Here is a 22,852-nt window from a genome sequence, read left to right on the forward strand (position 1 = left end):
GCCCGCACGCGGGTAGGTGCCGCACCATGGCGATACACGACGGCCAGGACAGCGGCGACCAGGAGAGCGACGGCACCGCGAGGGCGACCCCGGCGCCCTTGGTGCTGGGCGGTCGCTACCGCTTGGACACGGTGATCGGCCGCGGCGGTATGGGCAAGGTCTGGCGGGGACACGATGAGCAGCTGGGGCGACCGGTGGCCGTCAAGGTCCTTCGTGAAGCGGTCCAGGACCAGCTGACAGCCGCCAGATTCACCTTGGAAGCCCGCACCGCCGCCCAGCTCAACGACCCCCAGGTGGTCGGAGTCTACGACTTCGGGACCGACCGGCAGCGTTTCTACCTGGTCATGGAGCTGGTCGACGGCCGGTCCTGTGCCGAGGTGCTGGAGACCGGCGGCGCGATGTCCCCCCGCCGCGCCGCCGCGCTCGGCGCCCAGGTCGCGCGGGGTCTGGCCGCGGCGCACGCGCACGCGGTCGTGCACCGCGACATCAAACCCGGCAACCTGCTGCTCGACGACCAGGACCGGATCCGCATCGCCGACTTCGGCATCGCCCGTTTCACCCAGGACACCACGACGGCCGCGGCACTGACCGGGGACGGGCAGATCATGGGAACGGCCGGCTACGTCGCCCCGGAGGTCGCCCTCGGCCACCCGGCCACTCCCGCCGGCGACGTCTACGCGCTGGGCTGCGTGCTCTACCAGTTCCTGACCGGCGCATCCCCCTTCCACGGCGATGTCCCCGCGGCCACCCTGTACCAGCACGTCCACACCGAACCGGTCCCACCGCACCACCTGCGTCCTGAGATCCCGGTCAGCCTGTCCGGCTACGTCCTGCACCTGCTGGCCAAGGACCCGGACCACCGACCCACCGCGGCGGAGGTCGGCGCCTGGCTGGAGCACTGGGACCAGGAGCCTGCCCACCCGACCCGGCCCCACCTGCGAGCCCTGCCGGGCCCCCTCGGGGTGCCGGTCCCTTCCGCGGCGCAGGCGAAGGCGTCGGTACGCAGGACGGGTCGGCCAGGTGGGGGGCCGCTGATCCTCGCGGGCGGCGCTGCCGCGGTCGTGCTGATCGCGGGCACGATCGGCATCCTGGGACTGTCCGGTGCTCCGACGGACGCAAGCCAGGCTCCGACGGTCACCCCGACCCGGACGGCCACCGTTCGGTCCGCCGTTCCTGCGAAAGCTGACCGGACGGATCCCACCGCACCAGGCCGGCGGCTCGCGCCGGTGCGTGCGGCATCGCCCGATCCGTCCGACAGCACCGTCACCGCGGTCCCGTCAAGCCAGTCTGCCGGCGCCGGCACCGGCGCGGCGTCCGTCACCACGACACCCCCTGCTCTTCCACCGTCGCCATCCGTGGCACCGCCCACCGCCACCGGACCTCCGGATCCGACGACCACGACGGATCCGTCCAGCGGCGGCGGCGTCCCGACCGGCGAGATCCCCTCGGACGTGGCTCAGCAGTAGCCACGTCCGGTCGTCAGCGGGATCGCCGACAGGATCGGTGTGCTCAGTTCTGCGTGTAGGTGTAGTGCGGGCTGTCGTACTGGGGGCCGTTCTTCTCGTAGGTGAACCAGTACGTCAGCACGTTGCCCGCGGACAGTCCGCCGACGGTCTGCGTCCAGGTGCCGCCGTTGTTGGTCATCCGGAAGTTCTGCTGGGCCGCTCCGTTGACCAGGTAGTGGACGTCGACGTACTGCGATGCGGTGGTGGGGGTGAAGGAGATGAGGGCCTGGGAGGTGCTGACCTTCGTCACGCCCGCGGTGTAGTCGGGCGCTGTCGTCCCGCCGCCGGTGGTGCCACCTGTCGTACCGCCGGTCGTACCGCCGGTCGTGCCGCCCGTGGTTCCGCCGGTGGTGCCCCCGGTGGTGCCGCCCGTCGTGCCTCCGGTGGTGCCGCCGGTGGTGGTGCCGCCTGATCCGTTGGTCTGGTAGACGGCGAACCAGTCGACGCTCATGCCCGCGCCGGAGGTGATGTCCGCCGAGGGGGAGGTGCAGGCGCATACCTTGTTGGGGTAGGAGCCGCCGATGGCGACGTCGAAGATGGCGAAGAAGCCGTGGTCGACGGCTGCCTGCCAGGTGGCGACGGAGACCTGGTTCTCACTGACCGTGTAGGTCAGCGCCCCGTCGAGGTAGAACCGCAGCTGTTCCGCGGAGGTGTTGGTGCGGTCCAGGACGGCCGAGTAGGTGTGGTAGGCGGTCTGGCAGCCGGGGCAGGCCTGCAGGTTGCTGGTGATGCCGTCCGGGTCGTGGCATTCCCCGGCCCACGCGCCGCAGTGGAACGTGGTGGAGTGCTGGCTGAGCGCGTTGACGTCCTCCATGATGTCGATCTCGCCGATGCTGGGCCAGTTGGTGGCACTGACCGGTCGGGCTGCGGCGCCCATCGCCCAGAAGGCGGGCCAGTAGCCCAGGCCGTGCTGGGGGTTGGGCTGTTGCAGGGAGGCGCTGATCTGGAGCATGCCGCCGGCCGGAGGGGCGAAGTCGGTGCGCTGGGTCTCGACCCGGCCCGAGGTCCAGTGGCCGGAGGCGTCCTTGATGGGCTTGATCACCAGGTGGCCGCTGCCGTCGAGGTAGACGTTCTGGGTGGAGTCCGTGGCCGACTCCAGTTCACCGGTGCCCCAGTTCCCGGCGCCGCCGGGGTAGCTGGTGCCGATGTCGTAGAGCCAGTTGGTCCGGTTGAGGCTGCTGCCGGCGGGGCCGTTGAAGTCGTCGCTGAACACGGTGGTCCAGCCGGTCGGTGCGCCGGGCACCGCTGCGGCGGCCTTGCCGCTGGAGGTCATCAGCGCGATGAGGCCGCTGAGCAGCAGGAGCATCGCGGTGACGACGGCCAGCAGAGCGCGTCTGCGCCCGACCGGTACCGCGGGGGAGGACAAGGTCATGGCGAACCTCGTATTTCTCGGGTGGGGGGTGGGCATGCGCCGGCCCGGGGCATGGGGGTCCCATGGGTTCGGCAAGTGAACGCCAGATCGGGTTCGAGCCTTGGAATCAGCGCCTTGAAAGCGCTCTCAAACAGGCAGTCTCAATCCGATCTGACTCATCGTCAAGAAGGAGTGCAGAGTTCAACTTCTGAAGGACCGGCCGGGCTCCGGAACCTCGGCGCGCTTGGAGGAACCTACAGATCCGGATGTGATCGGCAATGATCCGATGAGAGCTATTGACACGACGGGCGATGGTTTCTACATTCTGTTGAAATCCGAGCATCGGAATTCAAGTTCCGTATCGCGGATCCACTCATGGGTCGAGCCTGTTCGCCGCGGGTTCGAGACGGTGGGCGACGGCACCGCCGTCCGCCAGGGTCGTCCCAGCGTCGCCGTCCCGTCTGTCGGCTGTCGTTCCCGGGCCCGAAGCCACTTCAGATGCGGAGGTAGCTTTCCATGGGACGTCAGGCAACACTCCTCAAGTCCGGGACGCCACAGCACCCTGTCGACGAACTGCTGCCGCCGGGCAGGATGGCGACCGTCGCGCTTCAGCACGTCGCCAGCATGTATGCCGGCGTGGCCGCGCCTCCGCTGATCATCGGCGCCGCGGCAGGCCTGGCTCCGGCCCAGCTCACCACCCTGCTGGCGGCCAGTCTGTTCATCGCGGGCGTCGCCACCCTGCTGCAGACGCTGGGGGTCTGGCGGGTCGGCTCGCGACTGCCGTTCGTCAACGGAGTCTCCTTCGCCACGGTCTCGCCGATCCTCGCCGTGATCGAGGCGAAGAAGGGGGCGGCGCTTCCGTTGATCTTCGGCTCCACCATGGTCGCCGGCGTCTTCTGCTTCCTGCTCGCACCCGTGTTCTGTCGGCTCGTCAGATTCTTCCCGCCCGTGGTCAGCGGTACGGTGATCACGCTGATCGGGGTCTCGTTGCTGCCGGTCGCCGGAAACTGGGCGCAAGGCGGCGACTCCCAGGCTGCCGGCTACGGTTCGCCGGCCAACCTGGGCCTCGCCGGGCTCACCCTGCTCGCCGTCCTGGTCTTCAACCGCTTTCTGCGCGGCTTCCTGCAGCGGATCTCGATTCTGCTCGGCCTGCTGGTGGGCACCCTGGCGGCCATTCCCCTGGGCAAGGTGGACGCGCACGCGCTCAGCAGCCTGCCGGTCTTCGAACTGCCGCACCCGTTCGCCTTCGGCGCGCCGCGCTTCGAAGCCGCCTCGATCGTCTCGATGCTGGTGGTGATGGTGGTCTCCATGACCGAGTCGACCGCCGACATGATCGCGCTCGGTGAGGTCGTCGAGCGGCCGGCCGACAGCCGTACGATCGCCGGCGGCCTGCGGGCGGACGGGCTGGCGACGGCCTTCGGCGGATTCTTCAACGGCTTCATCTGCTCGGCCTTCGCCCAGAACATCGGGCTGGTGGCGCTCACCAAGATCCGCAGCCGCTTCGTGGTGGCGCTGGCGGGTGTCTTCCTCGTGGTGATGGGTCTGCTGCCGGTGGTCGGCGGGCTGGTCTCGCTGGTGCCGCAACCGGTGCTCGGCGGGGCGGGCGTGGTGCTCTTCGGATCGGTGGCAGTGGCGGGCATCCGCACGCTGGGCAAGGCGGACCTGAGTGCGGGGTCGAACGCGATCATCGTCGCGGTCAGCCTCGCCTTCGGCATCTTCCCGATCGCCTACCCCAGCTTCTACCAGGCCTTCCCGCAGCAGATCGCGACTGTGCTGAACTCGGGAATCTCCGCGGGCTGCCTGCTGGCGATCACCCTGAACCTGGTCTTCAACCACCTGGGCCGAGGCCGCGAGGTACCTCCGGCCTATGTGCCGGAGGCGCAGATCGAGGCGATGGGACGGGTGGGGGACCCGGTCTGACCCCGTGAGCGGGCCGGCGTCGAGCCGGGTCGGACCCTGCGGGCAGGGACAACGGTGCAGGCCGGTTCCCGCAGGGTCGACTCCCCGACGCAGCAGGTATCAGGGCCGGCGGTACCGGGGCAATCCCGGGCGCGTCGGCGAGGAGTGGCTCGGGAGGGTCACTGACCACGGATAACCTCCCCTTATCCGAGGTGTCACAACGGACGTGACGCCTCACCGGGAGGGAACCCTCATGAGCTCCAAGCGCAACCAGGCCGCCGCCCTGCCCAACCTCGCCGACGCCTACCGGCTCGCGTCGGTGGAGGCCGTCGTCGAGACCGCGGCCCGCGACTTCGCCGCGCAGATCGCTGCCACCGAGCTGCGCCGCGCCTCGCACCCGGGCCGGGCCACCTGGGCCCCCACCGACCAGACCGAGCCCGCCCCGGTCCCGCAGACCGTGGTCGACGGCGACGGCGACCTGTGGCTGCGCACCCCGGCCCCGGCACCTGGACCATGCCGAACTTCGACCCCGGACACCACGAGGCCCGCTGCGGCGAGGCGCTGACCTGGCAACAGCTCGCCCACGAGTACGGCCCGCTGACCTCCCTCGCCGACGACCGCCGCGCCGGCGGCCGCCGGTGACCTCACGGTGTGCTGCCGCGCTCAGTGCGCCGAGTACGCCCCGGCGTCGATGTCCTCGACGAGGGTCGGTCCGGTGGGCGTCCAGCCGAGCAGCTCCCGCGTCCCGGCGCTGGTCGCCTGCAGGTCCATGGCGAAGAAGTGGCTGATCCAGCCGAAGTGGTCCGGCACGTCCTCGGCGGCGATCGAGGCCACCGGCAGGCTGAACGCGCGGCCGATCGCCTCCGCGATCTCGCGGGTGGGGACACCCTGCTCGGCGACGGCGTGCAGCCGGGCGCCCGCGGGCGCCTTCTCCAGGCCGAGGGCGACGAGCCGGGCGGCGTCGGACCGGTGCACGGCGGCCCACCGGTTGGTCCCGTCACCGGGGTAGCCGGAGACGCCCTTCTCGCGCGCGACCGCGGCGATGACCGCGATGAACCCGTGGTCACGGGCGCCGTGCACGGTGGGCGAGAAGCGCAGGCCCACGCTGTGCACGCCGCGGTCGACGAAATCGAACGCCAGGTTCTCGCTCCCGCCGCGCGGGGAGTCCGGGCCGTGGGCCGAGGACGCGTCGTCCTCGGTGCAGGGCCGGCCCTGGGCGAGGCCGGCGACGCCCGAGGCGACCAGGAAACGACGACCGCTGCCCGCCAACGTGTCGCCGATGGTCTGGACGGCGGCCCGCTCGGCCGCGTTCGAGGCGGCCTGGTCGGCGAAGTCGTGCTTGTTCGCGAGGTGGATGACCGCCTCGGCGGCCTCGGCGCCGGCGCGGATGCTGTCGAGGTCGTCCAGGTCCCCGCGGCGGACGTGGACGCCCTTCGCCTCAAGGGCGGCGGCGGACGCGTCGGACCTGGCCAGCCCGGTGACCTGGTGGCCCTGGGCGAGCAGTTCGTCGACCGTGGCGGAGCCGATCCAGCCGGAGGCTCCAGTGACGAAAACGTGCATGGTGATCTCCTGGTGGTGGGGAGCGGTGACTGATGTCAGTCACAGACATAGCCTACTCCCTTTTACGTCAGTCACTGACATCGCTACACTCGATCACATGGCGCGTTGGGAACCAGGAACTCGGGAGCGGTTGCAGGAGGCGGCGCTCGAGCTGTTCGCCACCCGCGGCTACGAGCAGACGACCGCCACCGAGATCGCCCAGTCCGTCGGCCTGACCGAGCGCACCTTCTTCCGTCACTTCAGCGACAAGCGCGAGGTCCTGTTCTACGGACAGGACATGTTCGTCCAGGCGTTCCTGGTCGGCGTGGACGCCGCGGCACCGGGGGCGTCCCCGTTCGAGATCGTCGCCTGCGCCCTGCGGTCCGCGGCGTCCCTGTTCCCGGACGAGCGCCGGCCCCACTCCCGCACGCGGCAAACGGTGATCGAACAGAACCCCGCGCTGCAGGAACGCGAATCGCACAAGATGGCCGGCCTTGCCACGACCCTCGCCGACGCCCTCCGCGCACGCGGCGTCGACGAACTCGCCGCCACCCTGGCCGCGGAGTCGGGCATCACCGTCTTTGTGATCTCCTTCACCCACTGGATCCGCGAGGGCGAGCAGCGATCCCTCGCCGACATCTCCGCGCATGTGCTCCGGGAACTGCTCACCCTGACCGGGAAGGCCACGGCCGCAAGCAGCATCCGGTGACCGCATCCCGTGACCACCGGGGTCCTACAGCTCCGCGAGCCAGGCGTGTCCCGGATGGACAAGGGCGACCAGTTCGGCCAGGGTGGCGCGCTGAGCCGGCGTCAGCAGGGGGACGGTGGTGTCGAAGTCTGCCTGGTCCTTGGGTCGGACGTGCTTGGCCTTGAACAGCAGGACCAGCTCGGGCGCCAGGTAGGGGATGCCGTCGCCGGTGCGGTGGATGATGGTGTGGTAGGGAAAACGGATGGTCTCGTCCCTGCGGCAGATCCAGGTGTCGCCGTCGTGCGGTTCACGGAACACGTCGAGCAGGTAGTCGCCGCTGGCCGGATCGCGCAGCCAGGTCTGGTGGACGGCGGCCAGCACGTCCGGTGCGGCGTCCTCCCAGATCCGGCCGCTGCCCACCCCGTCGAAGACGAGTCCGGGGAAGCGGTCGCGCACCTCGGGGAAGCTCGCGGCGGGGATGCCGATCTCGATGTCCTCGTGCTCGCGGCTCTGGCTGCCGCGGAGCAGGTCCAGCGCCCAGCCCCCGGCCACGTACCAGGGGGCGGCGAGGCCGGCCAGCCGGCCCGCGACCTCGCCCGGGGTCCAGTAGTGGGCCCACCTGGCGTCGAGGGCGTCGATCTCGGAGGGTGACAACTCGTTTCCGCCGTCGGGCAGTTGCTCGCTCATCACCGGAACCTATCAGGAGCACGGGTCAGGGGAGCTTGACCTCAAGGCGCAGGACCCGGGTGTTCTGGGCCGCCGAGAAGTTGTCGTCGCTGATGAGCAGGAGTTCGCTGATCCCGGACCTGGCCGACCCGGGGGCGAGGGTCATTCCCTCGTAGTTGTCCAGGATCGGGTCGGGCTGCTGCTCGGGGGAGGTCGCGCCGAGCGACGGGCACTGGCCGACGTCGACCAGCAGGGACTTCTTCGCCAGGTACTTGGCCGGGGCGTCGCCGAGGTCGCCGACCGCGGTGACGTCGGGGGAGTGCAGGGCGTCCTTGGCGGCGTAGACCCGGACGGTGTTGCCGTAGCCAGCGGTGTAGGCGGCTTCGAGTACCAGCAGGCCGTGTGAGCCGTACGAGGCGACCTCGGAGATCCGGTTGCCCGGGTCCAGCCGGTAGCCGACCTGCTTGACCAGGTCGTAGCCGCCGTGGTGGTTGCGCCGGTAGACCAGGATCCGGCGGTCGTCGGCGTTGCCGGTGCTGCTGTTGACGTCCCCGCTGAGCACGCCTTCCATGGCGGCGTAGACCGTGCGGCCGTCCGGGGAGACGCTCAGGCCCTCCAGCGTGGCGTTGGAGGTGGCCTGGCCCGCCGGGGCGACCAGGAACCGGGCCGGGACGGCCAGGGCGAACTGCTCGACGCCCTGGCGGTTGAAGTCGCGGACGGAGGGCTCGGTCTCGGAGCTGACCAGGTAGTCGCCGTCGGCCAGGACGGTCAGGCCCTCGCCGTCGAAGTCGCTCGCGTCGTAGGCGGTGCCGTCCGGCTTGCGCAGCACCAGGCTGCCGACGATCCGCGGACTGTCCGCGTTCTTGAAGAACCAGATCTTGGCCAGCTCGCCGGCGCTGTGGTCGACCACGGCGCCGTAGGCGTGGCGCCGGGCGTCCCAGCTCAGTGCGGACAGGCCGCCGACGGTGTCGCCGTCCACCGCGAGCTTGTTCAGCGCGTCGCTGTAGCCCTGGATCCAGCCGTGGGCGCCGCAGCCGAGCGCGGCCGGAGGCTTCGGCAGCCCGGCGGCCCGGGCCTCGGCCCCGGGCAGGGCACCGAGGGAGGCCAGCAGCAGCGCGCCGACCACGGCCGTGGTCCTGGCCCGACGGGTGAGGGATACCGGCAGGGACATACGTGCTCCTTCGAGGGCGGCCCCGGCATGGGGTTGCGGACCGGGTGTGCCCACCCTTGCAGCTGACGTTTCGTCGATTGAAGGACTTCGGCCAATGTTCTGCCCCCGGCACGGAACGTTGCCCGCAGGGACACCTTCCCGTCAGGACGACCGACACAGCCGGTCGGACGGGATCGTGTCGCGACCGGCTGTGTGCGGCGAGGCGGCGGGGGTTACTTCAGGCCGACCCAGGTCTGCGCGGAGGACACGGAGCCGCTGGTGCTGTTGCCGACGAAGACGAAGCGCCAGCTGCCGCCGGCGTTGTCCTTGACGGTGGCGCTGACGGCACCGGTCTTGCTGGACCGGACCTGCTTGACCTTGGTCCAGGTGCTGGAGCCGGTCTTGCGGAACTCGAGCAGCACCGGCTGCGCGCCGTAGCCCTGGTAGGCGTGCTTGGTCCAGTTGACCCGGTTGAGCTGGCCCTTGACGGTCAGGTTGGCGCCCTTGCGCACCCGCGTCGCGGAGACCTTGGCGGTCAGCTTGTCGGCGCGCCTCCAGTTGAAGGTGGCGGCCTTGACGTTGAAGGTGGTGGAGCCGTCATTGGCGACGACGAGCACCGCGACACCCCAGGTGCCGGCGAGATCGTTCGGCAGCTTGGCGCTGGTGGGGATCTTGTCGGTCTGCAGCACGCCGGCGGTCTGCGAGGTGGCCGTGCTGGACTTGACCTTGAGCAGGTCGTCGGCGGGGTCCGACGTGAGCTCGGCCGCGGTGGGAGCGCCGCCGTACTCCTTCACCAGGGCCAGCGGGTAGGGCTCGGCGTAGATCGCCTTGATGCCGGAGGCATCGGTCGCCGTGACCGTCGCGCCGAGGGTGATGGTGCCGCCCAGGCCGAGGACCGTCGACGGCGAGACGGCCTTGGTGATGACCGGCTTGGCGGTCGTGGCGAAGGCCGCGGTCGGAACGGCGACGAAACCGAGGGCGAGAGCACCGGTGAGCACCGGCACTGCTATGCGAACGCGCATGTTGCTCCTGTCATGGGATCCCGCACTCCGCGTCGGGATCCAGGAGGCTCTTTATAGATCATCCGCCCGCCGCCCGGCACACCGCCCCACCTGCCTTGTTCGTCTACTTGTAGACCTTGCCGGCCTGCGGTTTCCCCGGGGCCAGCAGCTGGGAGACGGTGACGAAGGTGTAGCCATCGGACTGGAGCTTGGCAACGATCAGCGGGATCGAGGCGACCGTCCCGTTGTAGCCGCGGTTGGTGGGGTCCACATAGTCGTGCAGCAGGATGATGCCGTCCCGGCTGGTGTCCTTGAGGATCCGGTTGGCGATCAGCTGCGGATCGTTGGTGGCGTAGTCGGACCCGGTCGCGCTCCATTCGACCTCCGCCATGCCCAGGTCGCGGGCGATCCCGGTGACCGTGTCACTGGTCCGGCCCTGCGGGGGGCGCAGCAGCGTCGGCGTCACGCCGGTCACCTTGGCCACGGCGTCCCGGCCCCTGACGATCTCGTCCCGCACCTCATCCTTGCTGATCTTGGTGAGGATGTGGTGGTTCCAGGTCAGGGTCTCCAGCTCATTGCCGTCGGCGGCGGTCTGCCGGGTGAAGTCTGCGTACTTCAGGGCGTTGTCGCCGCGCAGGAAGAACGTCGCGTGCATGTGGTACTGGCGCAGGATGGCCAGGATCTTCGGCGTCTGCGGGCTCGGACCCGTGTCGAAGGTCAGTGCGACGCACTTGGCCTGCCGGCAGTCGACCGGCCCGGCCGCACCGGTGGCGAACGCGGCCGGGGCTCCGGAGGCATGCGCCCGGGCGCTGGCCGGGGACGTCGACTTGTAGCCGTCGCAGCCGGCCAGCCCCAGCACCATCGCGGCGACAACCACCGCGCCGGTGCCCACAGCGCCCGTCCGACGTGTCGACGAGGTGGACTTCGACCAGGACGCCCGCTTCCGGGACTGCTGCTGCCGCACTGTGCTCTCCGTATGGCTGGCCGACCGCCACCGGTGCGGTCGGCGGTCTTCACTGTCGTCACGCCGAACTGTCGTCACGCCGAAGGGAACCAAAGCGGTGGCCCGGGCGGCCGCCGGCAGCCCCTCCCCTGCCGCGGGCGTTCCCAGGGAACACCCAGCGGCACTCATGCGTGTGTACAGACTGTCAGCCGGATCAGCGGTGCTTCACACCGCCCCCGGGCACGCGGTGCCGGCCGTCAGCGGGGGCCCTGCGGCCAGCCGGCCGCATCGAAACTCGCCGCGGTCAGCGGTCTGTCCCGTGCTGCCTTCGCACGGGCCTTCCGCGACGCGCTCGGCCAGGCCCCCATGCAGTACCTGACTGAATGGCGGATGAGCCTGGCCCGCGACCACCTGCGCGTCGACGAACTCACCCTGGCCCAGATCGCCGACACCATCGGTTACGGTTCCCCCTTCGCCTTCGCCGCAGCCTTCCGCCGCCACCACGCAGAGCCGCCCGGAACCTGGCGCCAGCGGGAACGAGCGACCGCGGAAACGCGACAGCTCACCACACACCCCGGCTCATGAAGCGGGTCCTCAGGCAGGGCGGCTGCCCACCGAGGGCCGAATCGGCCCTGCCCGCCGCGACCCAGAAGTTGGTGCTGCTAATCCTCCCGAGCCCGGGCCTCACGACACTCCAGCAGAGCGGGTCGCCGTTGCCCTTCGAGGCAAGCTCAGGCTCGGGCGGAGCCGACTACCCTCAGGAGCGCAGAGGCAAGCCCCGGGGTCTCCCGTAGGACCAGGGCCGCGCCGCCCAGGGCACCTGCCCTTGCTCCTTGGTCGAGTTCGGCTGGGCGCAGGTCGACCTGGCGGGACAGGGCCATGGCGTAGCGCTGCAGGGAGGTGCGCATAGGCCCGAGAAGTGGTTCGCCGACGAAGGCGAGTTCGCCGCCGACGACGATTCGTTCCGGGTTGAGGAGATTGCAGATGTTGGCGAGGGCGCGGCCGACGAGTTGCCCGACGTCGTGAAGGACTCCCAGGCAGGCGCGGTCGCCGTCCGCGGTGGCTTGGAGCACGCGGTCGATGGTGACGTGGGGCCCGAAGCTGGGTCGAAGAGCATTGAGGACGGCGGGGACGGCGGCGTACTGGATGAGGCACCCGCGGTTGCCGCAGGGGCATGCGGCGCCGTTGATGTCGACGGATACGTGGCCGAACTCGCCGGCTCCGCCCAGCGCTCCTCGGTAGAGCTCTCCGTCGAGGATCAGACCGGTGCCGATGCCGCTGGACAGCCCAAAGTAGAAGAGGTCCTTGGCTCCTCTCCCGGCGCCGTGCATGACCTCGGCGACAGCTTCCAGGCGGGTGTTGTTCTCGACGAACACGGGGACGGCCACGTGCTTGCCGAATTCGGTGGGCACGTTGACGCCCACCCATGCCTGGCCGGGAAGGGAGGGGGCGACGATTCCGGTGGCGCGCTCGATTTGGCCGGGAACGCCGACGCCAAGGCCGATGAGGTCCGCCTGGGTGAGGCCGGCTTCTGCGAGCAGCGAGTCCAGCAGTTCGAGTCCTGTGGTCATCCGCGCGGTCCAGTCGGCGTCACCGGGGACGGCCGTACCGCCGGTGCCCAGTGGCCGACCCGAGAGGTCGGTGACGTAGGCGTAGATGTCGGTGAGCGTGAAGTCCAGTCCGGCGGCGGCACCGGCGGCGGGATTGATGGTGAGCACCTCACGTGCCCGTCCGTCCAGGTGCTTGCCGGTGGGGGCCGTGCCCTCGATCACCAGATTGCGTTCCATGAGCTCGCCGATGATTGTCGAGACGGTGGTGCGCGACACTCCGGCGAGGCGGGAGAGCTCGGCGCGGTGCGCCGGGCCGTGGCTGAGCAGGAGAGACAGCAGTCGTTCCTGGTTGCTGCGTCGCAGCTGCTGAAGCGAGCCGTTCTTCTCCGAGGTCATTGGCCAATGATAGGTCCGCCTACCAGATATTTGTCAAGAGAGTGAACATTCATGCTGCGGCCATCCGATCTTTCTGTTCATTTCCTTGCGCACTCTCCGGATGAGGTCGGTGTGCCATCGGCTCTCTTGTCCAGTTGTCTGGCATCTCGAAAACCGTGCAGCCCAGGGTTACCAGGTGCAGGACGGTCTGCCGGGCCCGTGCGTCGTCGAGGTGGAAGACCCACGGGCCCGGAATGAGCAGGGTGGTGAAGCGCTGGTTGGCGATCGCCTGCTGGAGCCGCTGCAGATGGGGGCCCACTGCGCGGCCGTGGTACCCGTTGTCCAGGTACAGGACGGGCGTGGGGAGGCCGAGCTGGACGGCGAGGTCCTCCAGGGCCCACCGGTGGCTGGCCATGCCCCATCGGTCGAAGGGATAGCAGCGCAGGTAGGCGGCGGTGGGCACGGGCTGGTCATTGTGGCGCGGGTACAGGTTCATGGCGTGTCCTTCTGGATGTGTTCACCACTCGGCGAAGGAGCCGTCGCGGTGTCGGAGTTGGGGGTTGCGCCACCGGTGGCCGGTTTCGGCGGCGCGGCGCACGGCCGCTTCGTCGACTTCGATCCCGAGGCCGAGTCCGAGTGGGCGTTCGACATAGCCCTGCTGGAAGGCGAAGACGCGCGGATCGACGAGGTAGTCCAGCAGCTCGTTGCCGCCGTACTGGATGCCCAGGCTCTGCTCCTGGATGAGTACGTTGGGCGTGGCGAAGTCGATCTGCAGACTTGCGGCCAGGGCGATCGGCCCCAGAGGGCAGTGCGGGGCCAGGAGGACGTCATGCGCCTCGGCCATGGCGGCGATGCGCCGGACTTCGGAGATGCCCCCGGCGTGGCTGAGGTCCGGCTGGACCACAGCCACGCCCGAACGGAGGACCTCCTTGAAGTCCCAGCGCGAATACAGGCGTTCGCCTGTGGCGATGGGGATACTGGTGCTGCGGGTGATGACACCGAGGTCGTCGGAATACTCCGGGAGGACGACTTCTTCGGCGAACAACGGCAAGTACTCCTCCAGTAGCGGCAGAACCCGGCGCGCCATGGCGGTGCTGGCGCGGCCGTGGAAGTCGAGCGCGATGTCGATCCGGTCTCCGACGGCTTCGCGCACCGCCTGCGTGTGCGCGACGATGTCGCGGACCCGTTCGGGGGTGTCCAGCGGTGCGAGCTGAGCGGCTGGGCCGAACTTCACGGCGTCGAATCCGGCCTCGACCGCGCTGCGGGCCGAGTCGGCCAGTTCCTCGGCATCCCTGCCGCCGATCCAGGTGTAGACGCGGACCCGATCGCGCACCGGACCGCCGAGAAGCTCATGGACCGGCAGTCCGCAGGCCTTGCCCTTGATGTCCCAAAGCGCCTGGTCGATGCCGGCGACGGCACTGGAGAGTATGGGGCCACCGCGGTAGAAACCGCCTTTCGTTAGGCGCTGCCAGTGTTCTTCGACGCGCAGCGGGTCGCTGCCCACGAGCTGGTCGGCCAGCTCGTGGACTGCTGCGGCGACCGTTTCGGCCTTGCCCTCGACGATTGGCTCACCCCAGCCGATGACGCCCTCGTCGGTCTCGATCCGCAGGAAGAGCCAGCGGGGCGGGACCGGGAACGTCTCCATCTTCGTGATCTTCACATTGTCTCCGTGGATTGAGAGGGGGTGGGCGTCAGGCGCCTACTGGGCTGTTCGTGTGGTGCGGGCCGCTCGGGGGGGCCGAAAGGACGGGCGAGGTGCGGGACTGGCTGGCGTCTGGGAGTGATGGTTGCTGGAAGTGACCGTGTCAGCGCCCAGCAATCGTCAATAGCTCGTACGCAAATCCGTAATATCTTGATGCCGTGTGGCGCTTTGGTGCGGCTAAGTTAACTCTTGTTGCGGTTCTGCGTCCAGAGTCTTGACGAACTGCGGTGAGGGAAGTCTAGAGTGATGTCAATGGCAGTCCACAACCGGGAGGTGACTCGGATGCCACCCCTGCTGCTTGTCACTGGCGGTAGCGGAACTGTTGCGCGTGTGCTGCGGCCGGCGTTGAGCGGCCACTATCGACTCAGGACGCTGTCGCTGCCCACCGGTGACGCGGGGCTTCTCGGAGCCGACGAGGAGACGGTGTTCGCCGACATGCGCAACGCCGCCATGCTCGACCGCGCGGTTCGCGGGGTCGACGCTGTCCTGCACCTGGCTGCCCTGGCCGATCCCCGGGCGGATTGGGCGCGGGCGTCGGCGAATATCGAGATGACCGCGCAGTTGCTCGCCGCAGTTGAGCGGCAGGGCGTGGCCAAGGTGGTACTGGCCAGCTCCACCCATGCAGCCGGCCTGAACTATCGTGACGGCCCGTACCCGGTCGACCCCCGCGCACTGCCGCAGCCGTGCTGCCCGTACGGGGCGGCCAAGGTCGCAGCGGAGTCACTTGGTCGTATCCATGCCCGTCGCACCGGGGCGTCCGTGGTGAGCCTGCGTTTCGGGCTCGTCGGCTGGCCGCTGACCGAGCGCGACTACGCGCCCATGTGGCTGTCGGACCGCGACGCGTCCGCGCTGGTGCTCGCCGCCCTCGCTACCCGGGTCGGTGAAGGCGTCTACTTCGGCGTCTCCCGCTATGCAGCGTCCTTCTGGGACCTCGGACCGGGTCGGGCGGACCTGGGTTTCGAACCCGCCGACCCTCTTCCCCGGGCCCCGGAGGAGCTGCCGTGGTCGGTGGACCCGCCCTGCCTGATGTTCCCCGCATGAACCACCCTGGCTGACCGCCCGCTTTCGGGTACAGCCCTCCCCCTCTTATGAAATGAGCCATGACATGCGAAGAGTGCCTACCTGGCGTACCGCCTCGACGGCGGCCGGCCTCGCCGCGCTGCTCGTCTGCAGCGCGTGTACGGCGACAACCTCCAACTCCTCCTCGGCGGGAGCGAAGGAGTTCACCTACTGGTCGATGTGGAACCGGACCGAGCCACAGGCCAAGGCCTTGCAGGCGTCGATCGACTCGTTCACCAAGAGCACGGGCATCAAGGTCGACGTCCAATGGCAGGGCCGCTCTGTCCTGGACAAGGTGGGGCCGGCCCTGCTGTCCGGCAACGAGCCCGACCTGGTCGACCAGTCCCTCGACCAGCTGCAGCCGGCTCTGGGCGACAACGGTGAGGCCACCAACCTGTCGCCGGTGCTTTCGACGGACACGGGCGACGGGAGCAAAGTCTCCGACGTCATCCCGGCCAAGCTGATGAACCTGATCCCCAAGGACAAGGGCGGGAAGCCCTGGATGATCCCCTACACCGTCAGCAGCATCTCCCTTTTCTACAATGGGGCCGACCCGCTGGTCGCCAACGCCCCGAAGACGTTCAGCGACCTCCTCGCCATCTGTCGGCAGGCCAAGACCGCGGGCAAGGCGTGCATCGGCACCGACGGTGACCAGGGCTGGGCCACCCAGTACTGGCTCGACTACCTGCTCAACCGCAACGGGGTGTCCATCACCACCCTGGCTGCGGACAAGACCGGAGCCGCCTGGAAGGCGCCCGCGGTGCTCAAGTCCGTCCAGGAGGTGGAGCAGCTCATCAAGGGCGGCTACCTGATCAGCGGCTACGACGCCACCAAGTATCCGGCGCAGCAGAACAACTGGGCCCTGGGCAAGTCGGTGTTCTTCCTGATGGGCAGCTGGCTGCCCACCGAGACCGCTACATACGCCCCCAGCGGCTTCGACTACCGCTCCGTCAACTTCCCCACCACCAGCGACCCGAACAACAACGCAGTGGACATCGCACCCTTCGGCTTCGTCGTCCCCAAGAACGCTCCCCATGCCGCCCAGGCTGAGCAGTTCATCACCTACTTCATGCAGAAGTCGCAGCTCGCCGGCATCTCCACCATCGCGGGCAACATGACGTCGCGCACCGACACCGCGGCGCCGAAAGCCCTCACCGACGCTGCCGCCTCGTACCACGACGACCCGATCCGGCTGGCCGACGACAACCTCGACAACGACTACCTCAACAAGGCACTACTGCCCACGTTCAACAGCCTGTGGCTCGGCACCTCCGACGCGGCGACCTTCGTCGACAAGACCGCTGCCGATTCGGCCGCGTACTGGAAGGCCAAGGGCTGATGCCGAGCGGCCTCTCCACCCGGGCGGCGCCGACCGTACTGGCGGCCCGGCGCTCGCGGCGCCGGGCCGCGGCCAGCAGCCCTCTGGAACGCGCACGGAACCGCAGCTTCTGGCCCTTCCTGGCCCCCGCGCTGCTGCTCTTCACGGTCTTCTTCCTTGCCCCGATCGCCTTCAGCGCGTGGCTCAGCTTCCACAGCTGGGACGGAGTCAGCCAGATCTCGTACCGCGGGACGAAGAACTACGCCGGACTGTACGACGACCCTGTGTTCCGCACCGCCCTGAAGAACACCGGTGTCATCCTGGTCGTCGGCGGCCTGCTCACCTTCGTGGTCAGCTTCGCCGCCACCCTGTTCCTGCGGGACATGGCCGGCCGCAAGTTCGTCCGTTACGTGCTCTTCTTCCCGGTACTGGTCAACCCGCTCGTCTTCGGCGTCATGACCGGACTGCTCTTCCAGCCCGACGGCATCGTCAACCGACTCCTTGGCTACGTCGGCGTCAGCGACCCGCCCAAATGGTTGGCGGTGAACAACCTCAACATGATGATCCTGGCCACGCTGATCTGGGCGGCCGTCGGTTTCTACACCACCATCCTCATGTCCGCTGTCGAGCAGATCCCGCCCTACTACTACGAGGCCGCCGAACTCGACGGCGCCGGCGCTTGGCGAAAATTCATCAACATCACCCTCCCGCTGTCCTGGGAGGTGGTCACCGTCTGCGCCATGCTCTGGACGATCGCCTCCATCAAGGTATTCGAACTGGTCCTGGTCTTCGGCGGCAGCACCGGAGGGGAGCCACCGGTCCAGAGCTACACCACCGCCCTCTACGTCTACGAGAGCGGCTTCTCCACCAAATCCCAGAACGACTTCGGCGTAGCCTCGGCCGCCGCCCTGGCCAGCCTGGTTCTGATCACCGTCGTCGCCGTACTGCTGCGCCGCGTCATGCGCCGCGACACGGTCGAGAACTAACCACCCCAAGGAGTCCCTCGTGATCGCATCGAGCCGACTGGGCCGACCCCGGCCACGCCATCTGGGAACCGCAGTGATCTGGCTGATCGTTGTCGTCGACCTGTTCCTGCTGGTGTGGATGGTGACGACCTCCCTGCGCGACACCAAATCGATCTTCGAGCATCCGATCGACCTGCCCACCGAACCCCAGTGGAGCAACTACACCAGGGCCTGGGAAACCGGGGGCTTCGGCCAAGCCCTGGTCAACTCCACCATCGTGTCACTGGGCTCCGCCGCCCTCGCCGTGGCCATCTCCGCCCCGGCCTCCTACGCCCTGGCCCGCAGCCGACGACGTATCGGCGGTTCGCTGACCATCCTGTTCGCCCTCGGCATCGGCGTACCCGCCCAACTCCTCGTCATCCCTGTCTACCTGGCCCTCGCCAAAACCCAGGCCGCCACCCACATCAAGCTCCTCGACAGCAACCAGGGCCTGATCCTCGTCTATATCGGCCTGGCCATCCCCTTCACCGTCTACCTCCTCACCGGCTTCTTCAAGTCACTCCCGCTCGAAGTCGAAGAGGCCGCCATGATCGACGGCGCTGGCACCCTGCGGACCTTTACCCAGGTCGTCCTACCGCTGGCGCGTTCGGGACTGATCACCGCCTTCACCCTCCAGGTCCTGAGCGCGTGGAACGAGACCCTCTTCTCCATCGTGATGACAACCAGCACTCCGAACCGCACCCTTCCGGCCGCACTGCTGTCCTTCATCGACCAGGAGCAGTTCCAGGGAAGCGACTGGGGAGGCATGTTCGCCGGCGTTGTGATCATCATGGTGCCCGTCCTGATCCTCTTCGTCGTCCTCGGTCAGCGTCTGATCTCCGGCATGACCGTCGGAGTCGGCAAATGACCTCACTCCTCACCGCTCAACCCCTGGCTGGGTACCGCGGTGTCCTCGCAGAAGGCCCCCGCCACGACTCCCGCACCGGCGAACTGCTGTGGGTCGACATCCCCGCCGGTACGGTGCACCGCGGTCGCCTGACCCGAGGCGCCCTCAACCTCACCGCGACCTACCCCGTCGGCGGCATGGTGGGCGCTCTGACCCCCCTCGCCGACCCGGGAACCGGCTGGATCGTCGCCGCCGACGACGCGCTGTGCCACCTCGACGAACACGGCACCGTGACCGTCCTCACCCGCCCCGAGGCCGGTCGCGGAACCCGCTTCAACGACGGGGCCTGCGACCCTCTTGGGCGCTTCTGGATCGGCAGCATGCACCGACCCGTCCGCCAGGGTGCCGGACGCCTGCTGCGCCTGGAGACCGACGGAACCGTCCGCGCAATCCTGGACGACGTCACCATCTCCAATGGCATCGGATGGAGCCCTGACGGCACGCGGGCCTATTTCGTCGACACCGCCACCCATCGACTCGACGTCCTCTCCCTGGACGCCGACGGGGAGGTGACCGGCCGCCGACCGCTCATCACCTTCCCACCCGGGCACGGTGACCCCGACGGCATCGACGTCGACGACGACGGCTGCATCTGGGTCGCACTGTGGGACGGCTGGGCAGTCCACCGCTACTCCCCGGAAGGCGACCTCCTCGCGGTGGTCCACACACCCGTCAGCCGCCCCACTGCCTGCTGCTTCATCGACGACACCCTCGTCATCACCACAGCCGCCGATGGACTTACCCAGGCTGACCTGCGGACCCAGCCGACAGCCGGGCAACTGCTCACCGTCCGGGTCGGCGTACGCGCGCCTCAGGCCAGGCCCTACCGCGGCCCCTTTTCCCGAACCGGACGCCCTGATGACCACACCTGCCCAGAACCTGCGCCCGACCCTGCGGGCGCAGCCGCTCCTCGCCATCCTCCGCGCTCGCGACGGCCCCCACCTGCTGCCCGCAGTCCACACACTCATCGAGTGCGGAGTGCGCTGCCTGGAGATCACCCTCCCGACGCCTGGCAGCCTCGACGCCATTGCCGCCGCACGTAAAGCCGCTGGCCCCGACACACTGATCAGCGCAGGCACCGTGCTCACAGCCGAGCAGGTCCACAGCGCCGCCGATGCCGGTGCCGAAACGGTGCGAACCGCAGTCGCCCGCGCTCGCGCCAACGGCACGACTGTTTCCTTCGACGCCAACTACCGCCGAAAACTATGGGGCCGCGACCAGACCACCCGGGCCCTGCGCGACCTGATGCCCGGCATCGACATCCACTCACGGCCGCGCCGGCGCTGCGGCCTGTGTGAACAACCAGGTCCACCGCATTGCAGCGATACCCGTCACCGAGACCGACCCCGTTGGGGCAGGTGACTCTCTATCACATGGCCGTAGCCACTCCTGGCTGCGGCCATACTCTTTGCGGTAAAGCAGGATAGGGCAAGAGGATGGTCCAAACAGGTGGGATATATTGGATGAGCTGCCAATTTTATCTAAAGGTTCGTCCATTCTCTTGACGCACTTTAGGTGGAAGAAGAGACTGGCGGCCAACCGGACACAACAGCCTCCGGTCACCCCCACCCCAGGAGAACGGCAGTGATCCATCCTCTGCGCAGACCCTCACGCTCCACGCGTCTCAGGAGACCCATCGGCCTGGTCCTTCTCGCGCTCACCTCCATTGCCGCGGGCTTCGTCGTCACCCCCACGGCGTCGGCAGCTGCGGCACCAACCCCACCCATCAACCTCATCGGGAACCCCGGCTTCGAGTCCGGGACGCTCTCCCCGTGGTACGCCTGGAACAACTCCCAGGTCAGCTCCAACAGCCCCCGCACCGGCAGCTACGGACTGAAGATCATCGCACCGCCCGCCTCAGCGGAGCAGGTTGTCACCGTCCAGCCTCACACCACCTACCGCCTCTCCGGCTGGCTCAAATCCGGAGCCGCTGGCGAGGCAATGGTCCTGGGCATCAAGAACAACTACGGCGGCCCCGGTGAGATCGCGACCGTCACCGCCGCCACCTACACCGAGGCCGACGTCCAGTTCACCACCGGCGCCAGTAACACCCAGGTCACGGTCTTCTGCGACAAGGACACCGGAACCGCCCCCGGCTACTGCGATGACCTCAGCCTCACCCCGCTGTCCGACTGGACCACCGTCGTACCGGAGGCTGATTCGACGAGTGTGGTGAAGAACCCGGCGATGGGCTGGCAGTTGTACATGGAGAGCACGAGTGGTGCGTTTCCGGATGCCGCTACGTTTTGGAGTGAGGTCGATCCGTATCGTTCGGTGGCGGGTGAGTTGTACATCCGGATGCCGTGGTCGGCGTTCGAGCCGACCGAGGGGCACTATGCCTGGCAGGACGACCCGAACTTCATCGCGATCGTCGACGGTGCGCGGCAGCGGGGTCTGAGGCTGTCGTTCCGGATCATCGAGGACAGTCAGGACTACACGAGCCAGGCGACGCCGCAGTTCGTGTTCGACGACGGCGCAGCAAAGGCTCCGGTGCTGTCGGACACCGGCTTCCCGGACCCGATGCTGAACGATCCGGTGTACCGCCAGAAGTTCACCACGTTCCTGCAGGCGTTCGCGGCCCGGTTCAACGATCCCTCTGTCACCGACTTCGTCGACACCACGGGTCTCGGATGGTGGGGGAGGGGAACAATGTCCAGCTTGCCGGCGTTGACGTGGCGCCCACGTTGACCTGGGCGACCGGCCTGTACGCGAGCGCCTTCACGAGGGTGCTGCTGAACCTCAGCTACGGGGGCGGCAGTTTCCCCGTCGCCGCGCAGGACCAGGTCCTCGCCAGCGGGTTCGCGATCCGCCGCGACAGTCTCGGCAGTGCGGCCTACTTCCCGCAGAGCGCGCAGGACGCGATCACGGAGCACTTCCCGGCGACCCCGGTGTTCGGTGAGAACTGCTACCAGAACTTCGTGCTGCGCCCCACGACCTCGTGCGACGGCGCTATCGCCACCGACGGGCTGAGCACCGTCCTGACCCGCGTTGTCGCGGATGCCGAGAACATCCACGCCAACACTCTGGACCTGCGCTGGCCCACCACCGACCTCATCAGCTGGGTCCGCGACAACCCCGGCCTCGTCCAGGACTTCGCCCTCAACGGCGGCTACCGCCTCGCCCCCCATCAAGCCAGCTACCCCACCAGTACCATTGCTGGCGCTGCGGTACCCATCGACACCACCTGGTCCAACACCGGTGTCGGCGAACTCCCCAACGACCTCCACGGCTGGAACCAGAAATACAAGGTCTCCTACGCGCTGCTGAACCCCGACGGCACCGTGGCCGCCCAGTACGTGGACCCCAACACCGACCCCGGCACCTGGATCAAGGGCGCGCCGGTCACCAGTACCGTCCCAGCGATGTTCAACGCGCCGGCAGGTACCTACCAGCTCGCCACCGCCATCGTCGACACGACCCAGGGCAACACCCCTGCCATCAACCTCGCCCTCGCGGACACCCCCACCGCCACTGGCTGGCACCCACTCGGCGCGCTCACGATCACCCCCGCCTACACCGCGTGGTCCCTCAAGAACGTCAACAGCGGACTGGCGGTCGACGACAAAGACGGCTCCATTGCCGCCGGCAATCCGATCATCCAATACCCGTACTTCGGAACCAGCAACCAGCTGTGGTCTTTCCAGGACCTCGGCAACGGCTACGAACACGTGATCAACGTCAAGAGCAGCATGTGCCTCACCGTCGCCGGAGCGAGCCAGGCCGACGGGGCCGGGGTCGTGCAACTACCGTGCAGTACTGACACCAGCCAGTCGTGGGCTCTCCAGGACGTCGGCAACGGCAGTTGGCGCCTCCAGGCCGCCCAGAGCCTCAAATGCCTCGACGTGCAGACCTCGTCGACCAGTTCCCTGGCCGTGCTCGTCCAGAACGCCTGCAGCCTGACGTCAAGTCAGGAATGGGTCAGGGCCGGCGTTCAGTAACCGGTCCGGGTGTGCGGCGCGCACCCGGCTGTGCCCGCGCGCCGCACACCCAGAAGAGAACCGACCCCACACAAGGTCATACGTGCGAGTATTCAACTGGCTCGCGGCACTGGTCGCCGTCGCACTCGCCACACCGTTGCTCCCAGCCGTTGTCCCCGCCTCAGCAGCTCCCGCAGCGAACCACATGATCACGGTCGCACCGGTGGGAACGGAAGCAGTTGGCAGGCCCTCAAACCGGAACGTGTCAAGTCAAATGA

At 68.5% G+C, this 22,852-nt stretch carries 22 protein-coding genes; 13 read left to right on the forward strand and 9 right to left on the reverse strand.

The features are described from left to right. The first annotated feature begins 26 nt into the window (after positions 1-26). Positions 27-1,466 carry a serine/threonine-protein kinase gene (locus ACXKR8_RS47735; RefSeq protein ID WP_458270796.1) on the forward strand — a complete coding sequence of 480 codons (1,440 nt, stop codon included), beginning with the start codon at positions 27-29 and terminating at the stop codon, positions 1,464-1,466. 43 nt (positions 1,467-1,509) lie between these two features. Here ACXKR8_RS47735 and ACXKR8_RS47740 read toward each other — a convergent pair whose 3' ends face one another. Next, positions 1,510-2,877 carry a glycoside hydrolase family 16 protein gene (locus tag ACXKR8_RS47740; protein WP_458270797.1) on the reverse strand — a complete coding sequence of 456 codons (1,368 nt, stop codon included), beginning with the start codon at positions 2,875-2,877 and terminating at the stop codon, positions 1,510-1,512. 495 nt (positions 2,878-3,372) lie between these two features. Here ACXKR8_RS47740 and ACXKR8_RS47745 point away from each other — a divergent pair, with 495 nt between their 5' ends. Together ACXKR8_RS47745 and ACXKR8_RS47750 are read left to right on the forward strand one after the other, a co-directional pair. Then, on the forward strand, positions 3,373-4,776 hold the full coding sequence (locus ACXKR8_RS47745; RefSeq protein WP_458270798.1) for a nucleobase:cation symporter-2 family protein: 1,404 nt from the start codon (positions 3,373-3,375) through the stop codon (positions 4,774-4,776). 232 nt (positions 4,777-5,008) lie between these two features. Continuing rightward, positions 5,009-5,320: a hypothetical protein gene (locus tag ACXKR8_RS47750; RefSeq protein WP_462100174.1), complete on the forward strand. Its 312-nt coding sequence runs from the start codon at positions 5,009-5,011 to the stop codon at positions 5,318-5,320. 98 nt (positions 5,321-5,418) lie between these two features. On the opposite strand, the gene ACXKR8_RS47755 is transcribed toward ACXKR8_RS47750, so the two are convergent. After that, complete coding sequence (locus ACXKR8_RS47755) at positions 5,419-6,315, reverse strand: SDR family oxidoreductase (RefSeq protein WP_458270800.1); 897 nt, start codon at positions 6,313-6,315, stop codon at positions 5,419-5,421. Between the two features lie 97 nt (positions 6,316-6,412). Between ACXKR8_RS47755 and ACXKR8_RS47760 the strand changes: the two genes are divergently transcribed. Next, positions 6,413-7,003 carry a TetR/AcrR family transcriptional regulator gene (locus ACXKR8_RS47760; protein ID WP_458270801.1) on the forward strand — a complete coding sequence of 197 codons (591 nt, stop codon included), beginning with the start codon at positions 6,413-6,415 and terminating at the stop codon, positions 7,001-7,003. 24 nt (positions 7,004-7,027) lie between these two features. Here the strand turns inward: ACXKR8_RS47760 and ACXKR8_RS47765 are convergent, their stop codons facing one another. The 4 genes from ACXKR8_RS47765 to ACXKR8_RS47780 form a co-directional block, all read right to left on the reverse strand. Further along, positions 7,028-7,669: a nucleotidyltransferase domain-containing protein gene (locus ACXKR8_RS47765; protein WP_458270802.1), complete on the reverse strand. Its 642-nt coding sequence runs from the start codon at positions 7,667-7,669 to the stop codon at positions 7,028-7,030. A gap of 25 nt (positions 7,670-7,694) precedes the next feature. Further along, positions 7,695-8,819, reverse strand: a complete 1,125-nt coding sequence (locus ACXKR8_RS47770) for an esterase-like activity of phytase family protein (RefSeq protein ID WP_458270803.1) — start codon at positions 8,817-8,819, stop codon at positions 7,695-7,697. A gap of 212 nt (positions 8,820-9,031) precedes the next feature. Next, on the reverse strand, positions 9,032-9,820 hold the full coding sequence (locus ACXKR8_RS47775; protein ID WP_458270804.1) for a hypothetical protein: 789 nt from the start codon (positions 9,818-9,820) through the stop codon (positions 9,032-9,034). A gap of 103 nt (positions 9,821-9,923) precedes the next feature. Continuing rightward, the gene (locus ACXKR8_RS47780; protein ID WP_458270805.1) at positions 9,924-10,763 is read right to left on the reverse strand and encodes a polysaccharide deacetylase family protein; all 840 of its coding nucleotides are present in this window, start codon (positions 10,761-10,763) and stop codon (positions 9,924-9,926) included. Positions 10,764-10,775: 12 nt separating this feature from the next. Here ACXKR8_RS47780 and ACXKR8_RS47785 point away from each other — a divergent pair, with 12 nt between their 5' ends. Further along, positions 10,776-11,327, forward strand: coding sequence for a helix-turn-helix domain-containing protein (locus tag ACXKR8_RS47785; protein ID WP_458270806.1), 552 nt, complete (start codon positions 10,776-10,778; stop codon positions 11,325-11,327). Positions 11,328-11,473: 146 nt separating this feature from the next. Here ACXKR8_RS47785 and ACXKR8_RS47790 read toward each other — a convergent pair whose 3' ends face one another. The 3 genes from ACXKR8_RS47790 to dgoD are packed head-to-tail and all read right to left on the reverse strand — an operon-like array spanning position 11,474 to position 14,327. Continuing rightward, positions 11,474-12,688: an ROK family protein gene (locus tag ACXKR8_RS47790; RefSeq protein ID WP_458270807.1), complete on the reverse strand. Its 1,215-nt coding sequence runs from the start codon at positions 12,686-12,688 to the stop codon at positions 11,474-11,476. Positions 12,689-12,737: 49 nt separating this feature from the next. After that, positions 12,738-13,163 carry a hypothetical protein gene (locus tag ACXKR8_RS47795; RefSeq protein ID WP_458270808.1) on the reverse strand — a complete coding sequence of 142 codons (426 nt, stop codon included), beginning with the start codon at positions 13,161-13,163 and terminating at the stop codon, positions 12,738-12,740. Positions 13,164-13,184: 21 nt separating this feature from the next. Continuing rightward, on the reverse strand, positions 13,185-14,327 hold the full coding sequence (gene dgoD / locus ACXKR8_RS47800; protein WP_458270809.1) for a galactonate dehydratase: 1,143 nt from the start codon (positions 14,325-14,327) through the stop codon (positions 13,185-13,187). Between the two features lie 324 nt (positions 14,328-14,651). Between dgoD and ACXKR8_RS47805 the strand changes: the two genes are divergently transcribed. From ACXKR8_RS47805 to ACXKR8_RS47840, 8 genes are all read left to right on the forward strand, one after another. Further along, positions 14,652-15,410 (forward strand): NAD-dependent epimerase/dehydratase family protein, encoded by a 759-nt coding sequence (locus tag ACXKR8_RS47805; RefSeq protein ID WP_458270810.1) that lies wholly within the window; start codon positions 14,652-14,654, stop codon positions 15,408-15,410. 64 nt (positions 15,411-15,474) lie between these two features. After that, entirely contained in the window at positions 15,475-16,767 is a 1,293-nt protein-coding gene (locus ACXKR8_RS47810) for an ABC transporter substrate-binding protein (protein ID WP_458270811.1), read from the forward strand. Next, positions 16,767-17,732: a carbohydrate ABC transporter permease gene (locus ACXKR8_RS47815; protein WP_458270812.1), complete on the forward strand. Its 966-nt coding sequence runs from the start codon at positions 16,767-16,769 to the stop codon at positions 17,730-17,732. The genes ACXKR8_RS47810 and ACXKR8_RS47815 overlap by 1 nt, the downstream gene beginning before the upstream one ends. Positions 17,733-17,751: 19 nt before the next feature. Then, complete coding sequence (locus ACXKR8_RS47820; protein WP_458270813.1) at positions 17,752-18,618, forward strand: carbohydrate ABC transporter permease; 867 nt, start codon at positions 17,752-17,754, stop codon at positions 18,616-18,618. Then, positions 18,615-19,700: an SMP-30/gluconolactonase/LRE family protein gene (locus tag ACXKR8_RS47825; RefSeq protein ID WP_462100175.1), complete on the forward strand. Its 1,086-nt coding sequence runs from the start codon at positions 18,615-18,617 to the stop codon at positions 19,698-19,700. The genes ACXKR8_RS47820 and ACXKR8_RS47825 overlap by 4 nt, the downstream gene beginning before the upstream one ends. Beyond that, entirely contained in the window at positions 19,603-20,019 is a 417-nt protein-coding gene (locus ACXKR8_RS47830) for a hypothetical protein (protein WP_462100740.1), read from the forward strand. Before ACXKR8_RS47825 ends, ACXKR8_RS47830 begins: the two co-directional genes overlap by 98 nt. Positions 20,020-20,241: 222 nt before the next feature. Beyond that, positions 20,242-21,345: a carbohydrate binding domain-containing protein gene (locus ACXKR8_RS47835; protein WP_462100176.1), complete on the forward strand. Its 1,104-nt coding sequence runs from the start codon at positions 20,242-20,244 to the stop codon at positions 21,343-21,345. Next, on the forward strand, positions 21,330-22,595 hold the full coding sequence (locus ACXKR8_RS47840) for an RICIN domain-containing protein (RefSeq protein WP_462100177.1): 1,266 nt from the start codon (positions 21,330-21,332) through the stop codon (positions 22,593-22,595). The genes ACXKR8_RS47835 and ACXKR8_RS47840 overlap by 16 nt, the downstream gene beginning before the upstream one ends. Positions 22,596-22,852: the final 257 nt, after the last annotated feature.

This window comes from Streptacidiphilus sp. PAMC 29251, from assembly GCF_054208735.2.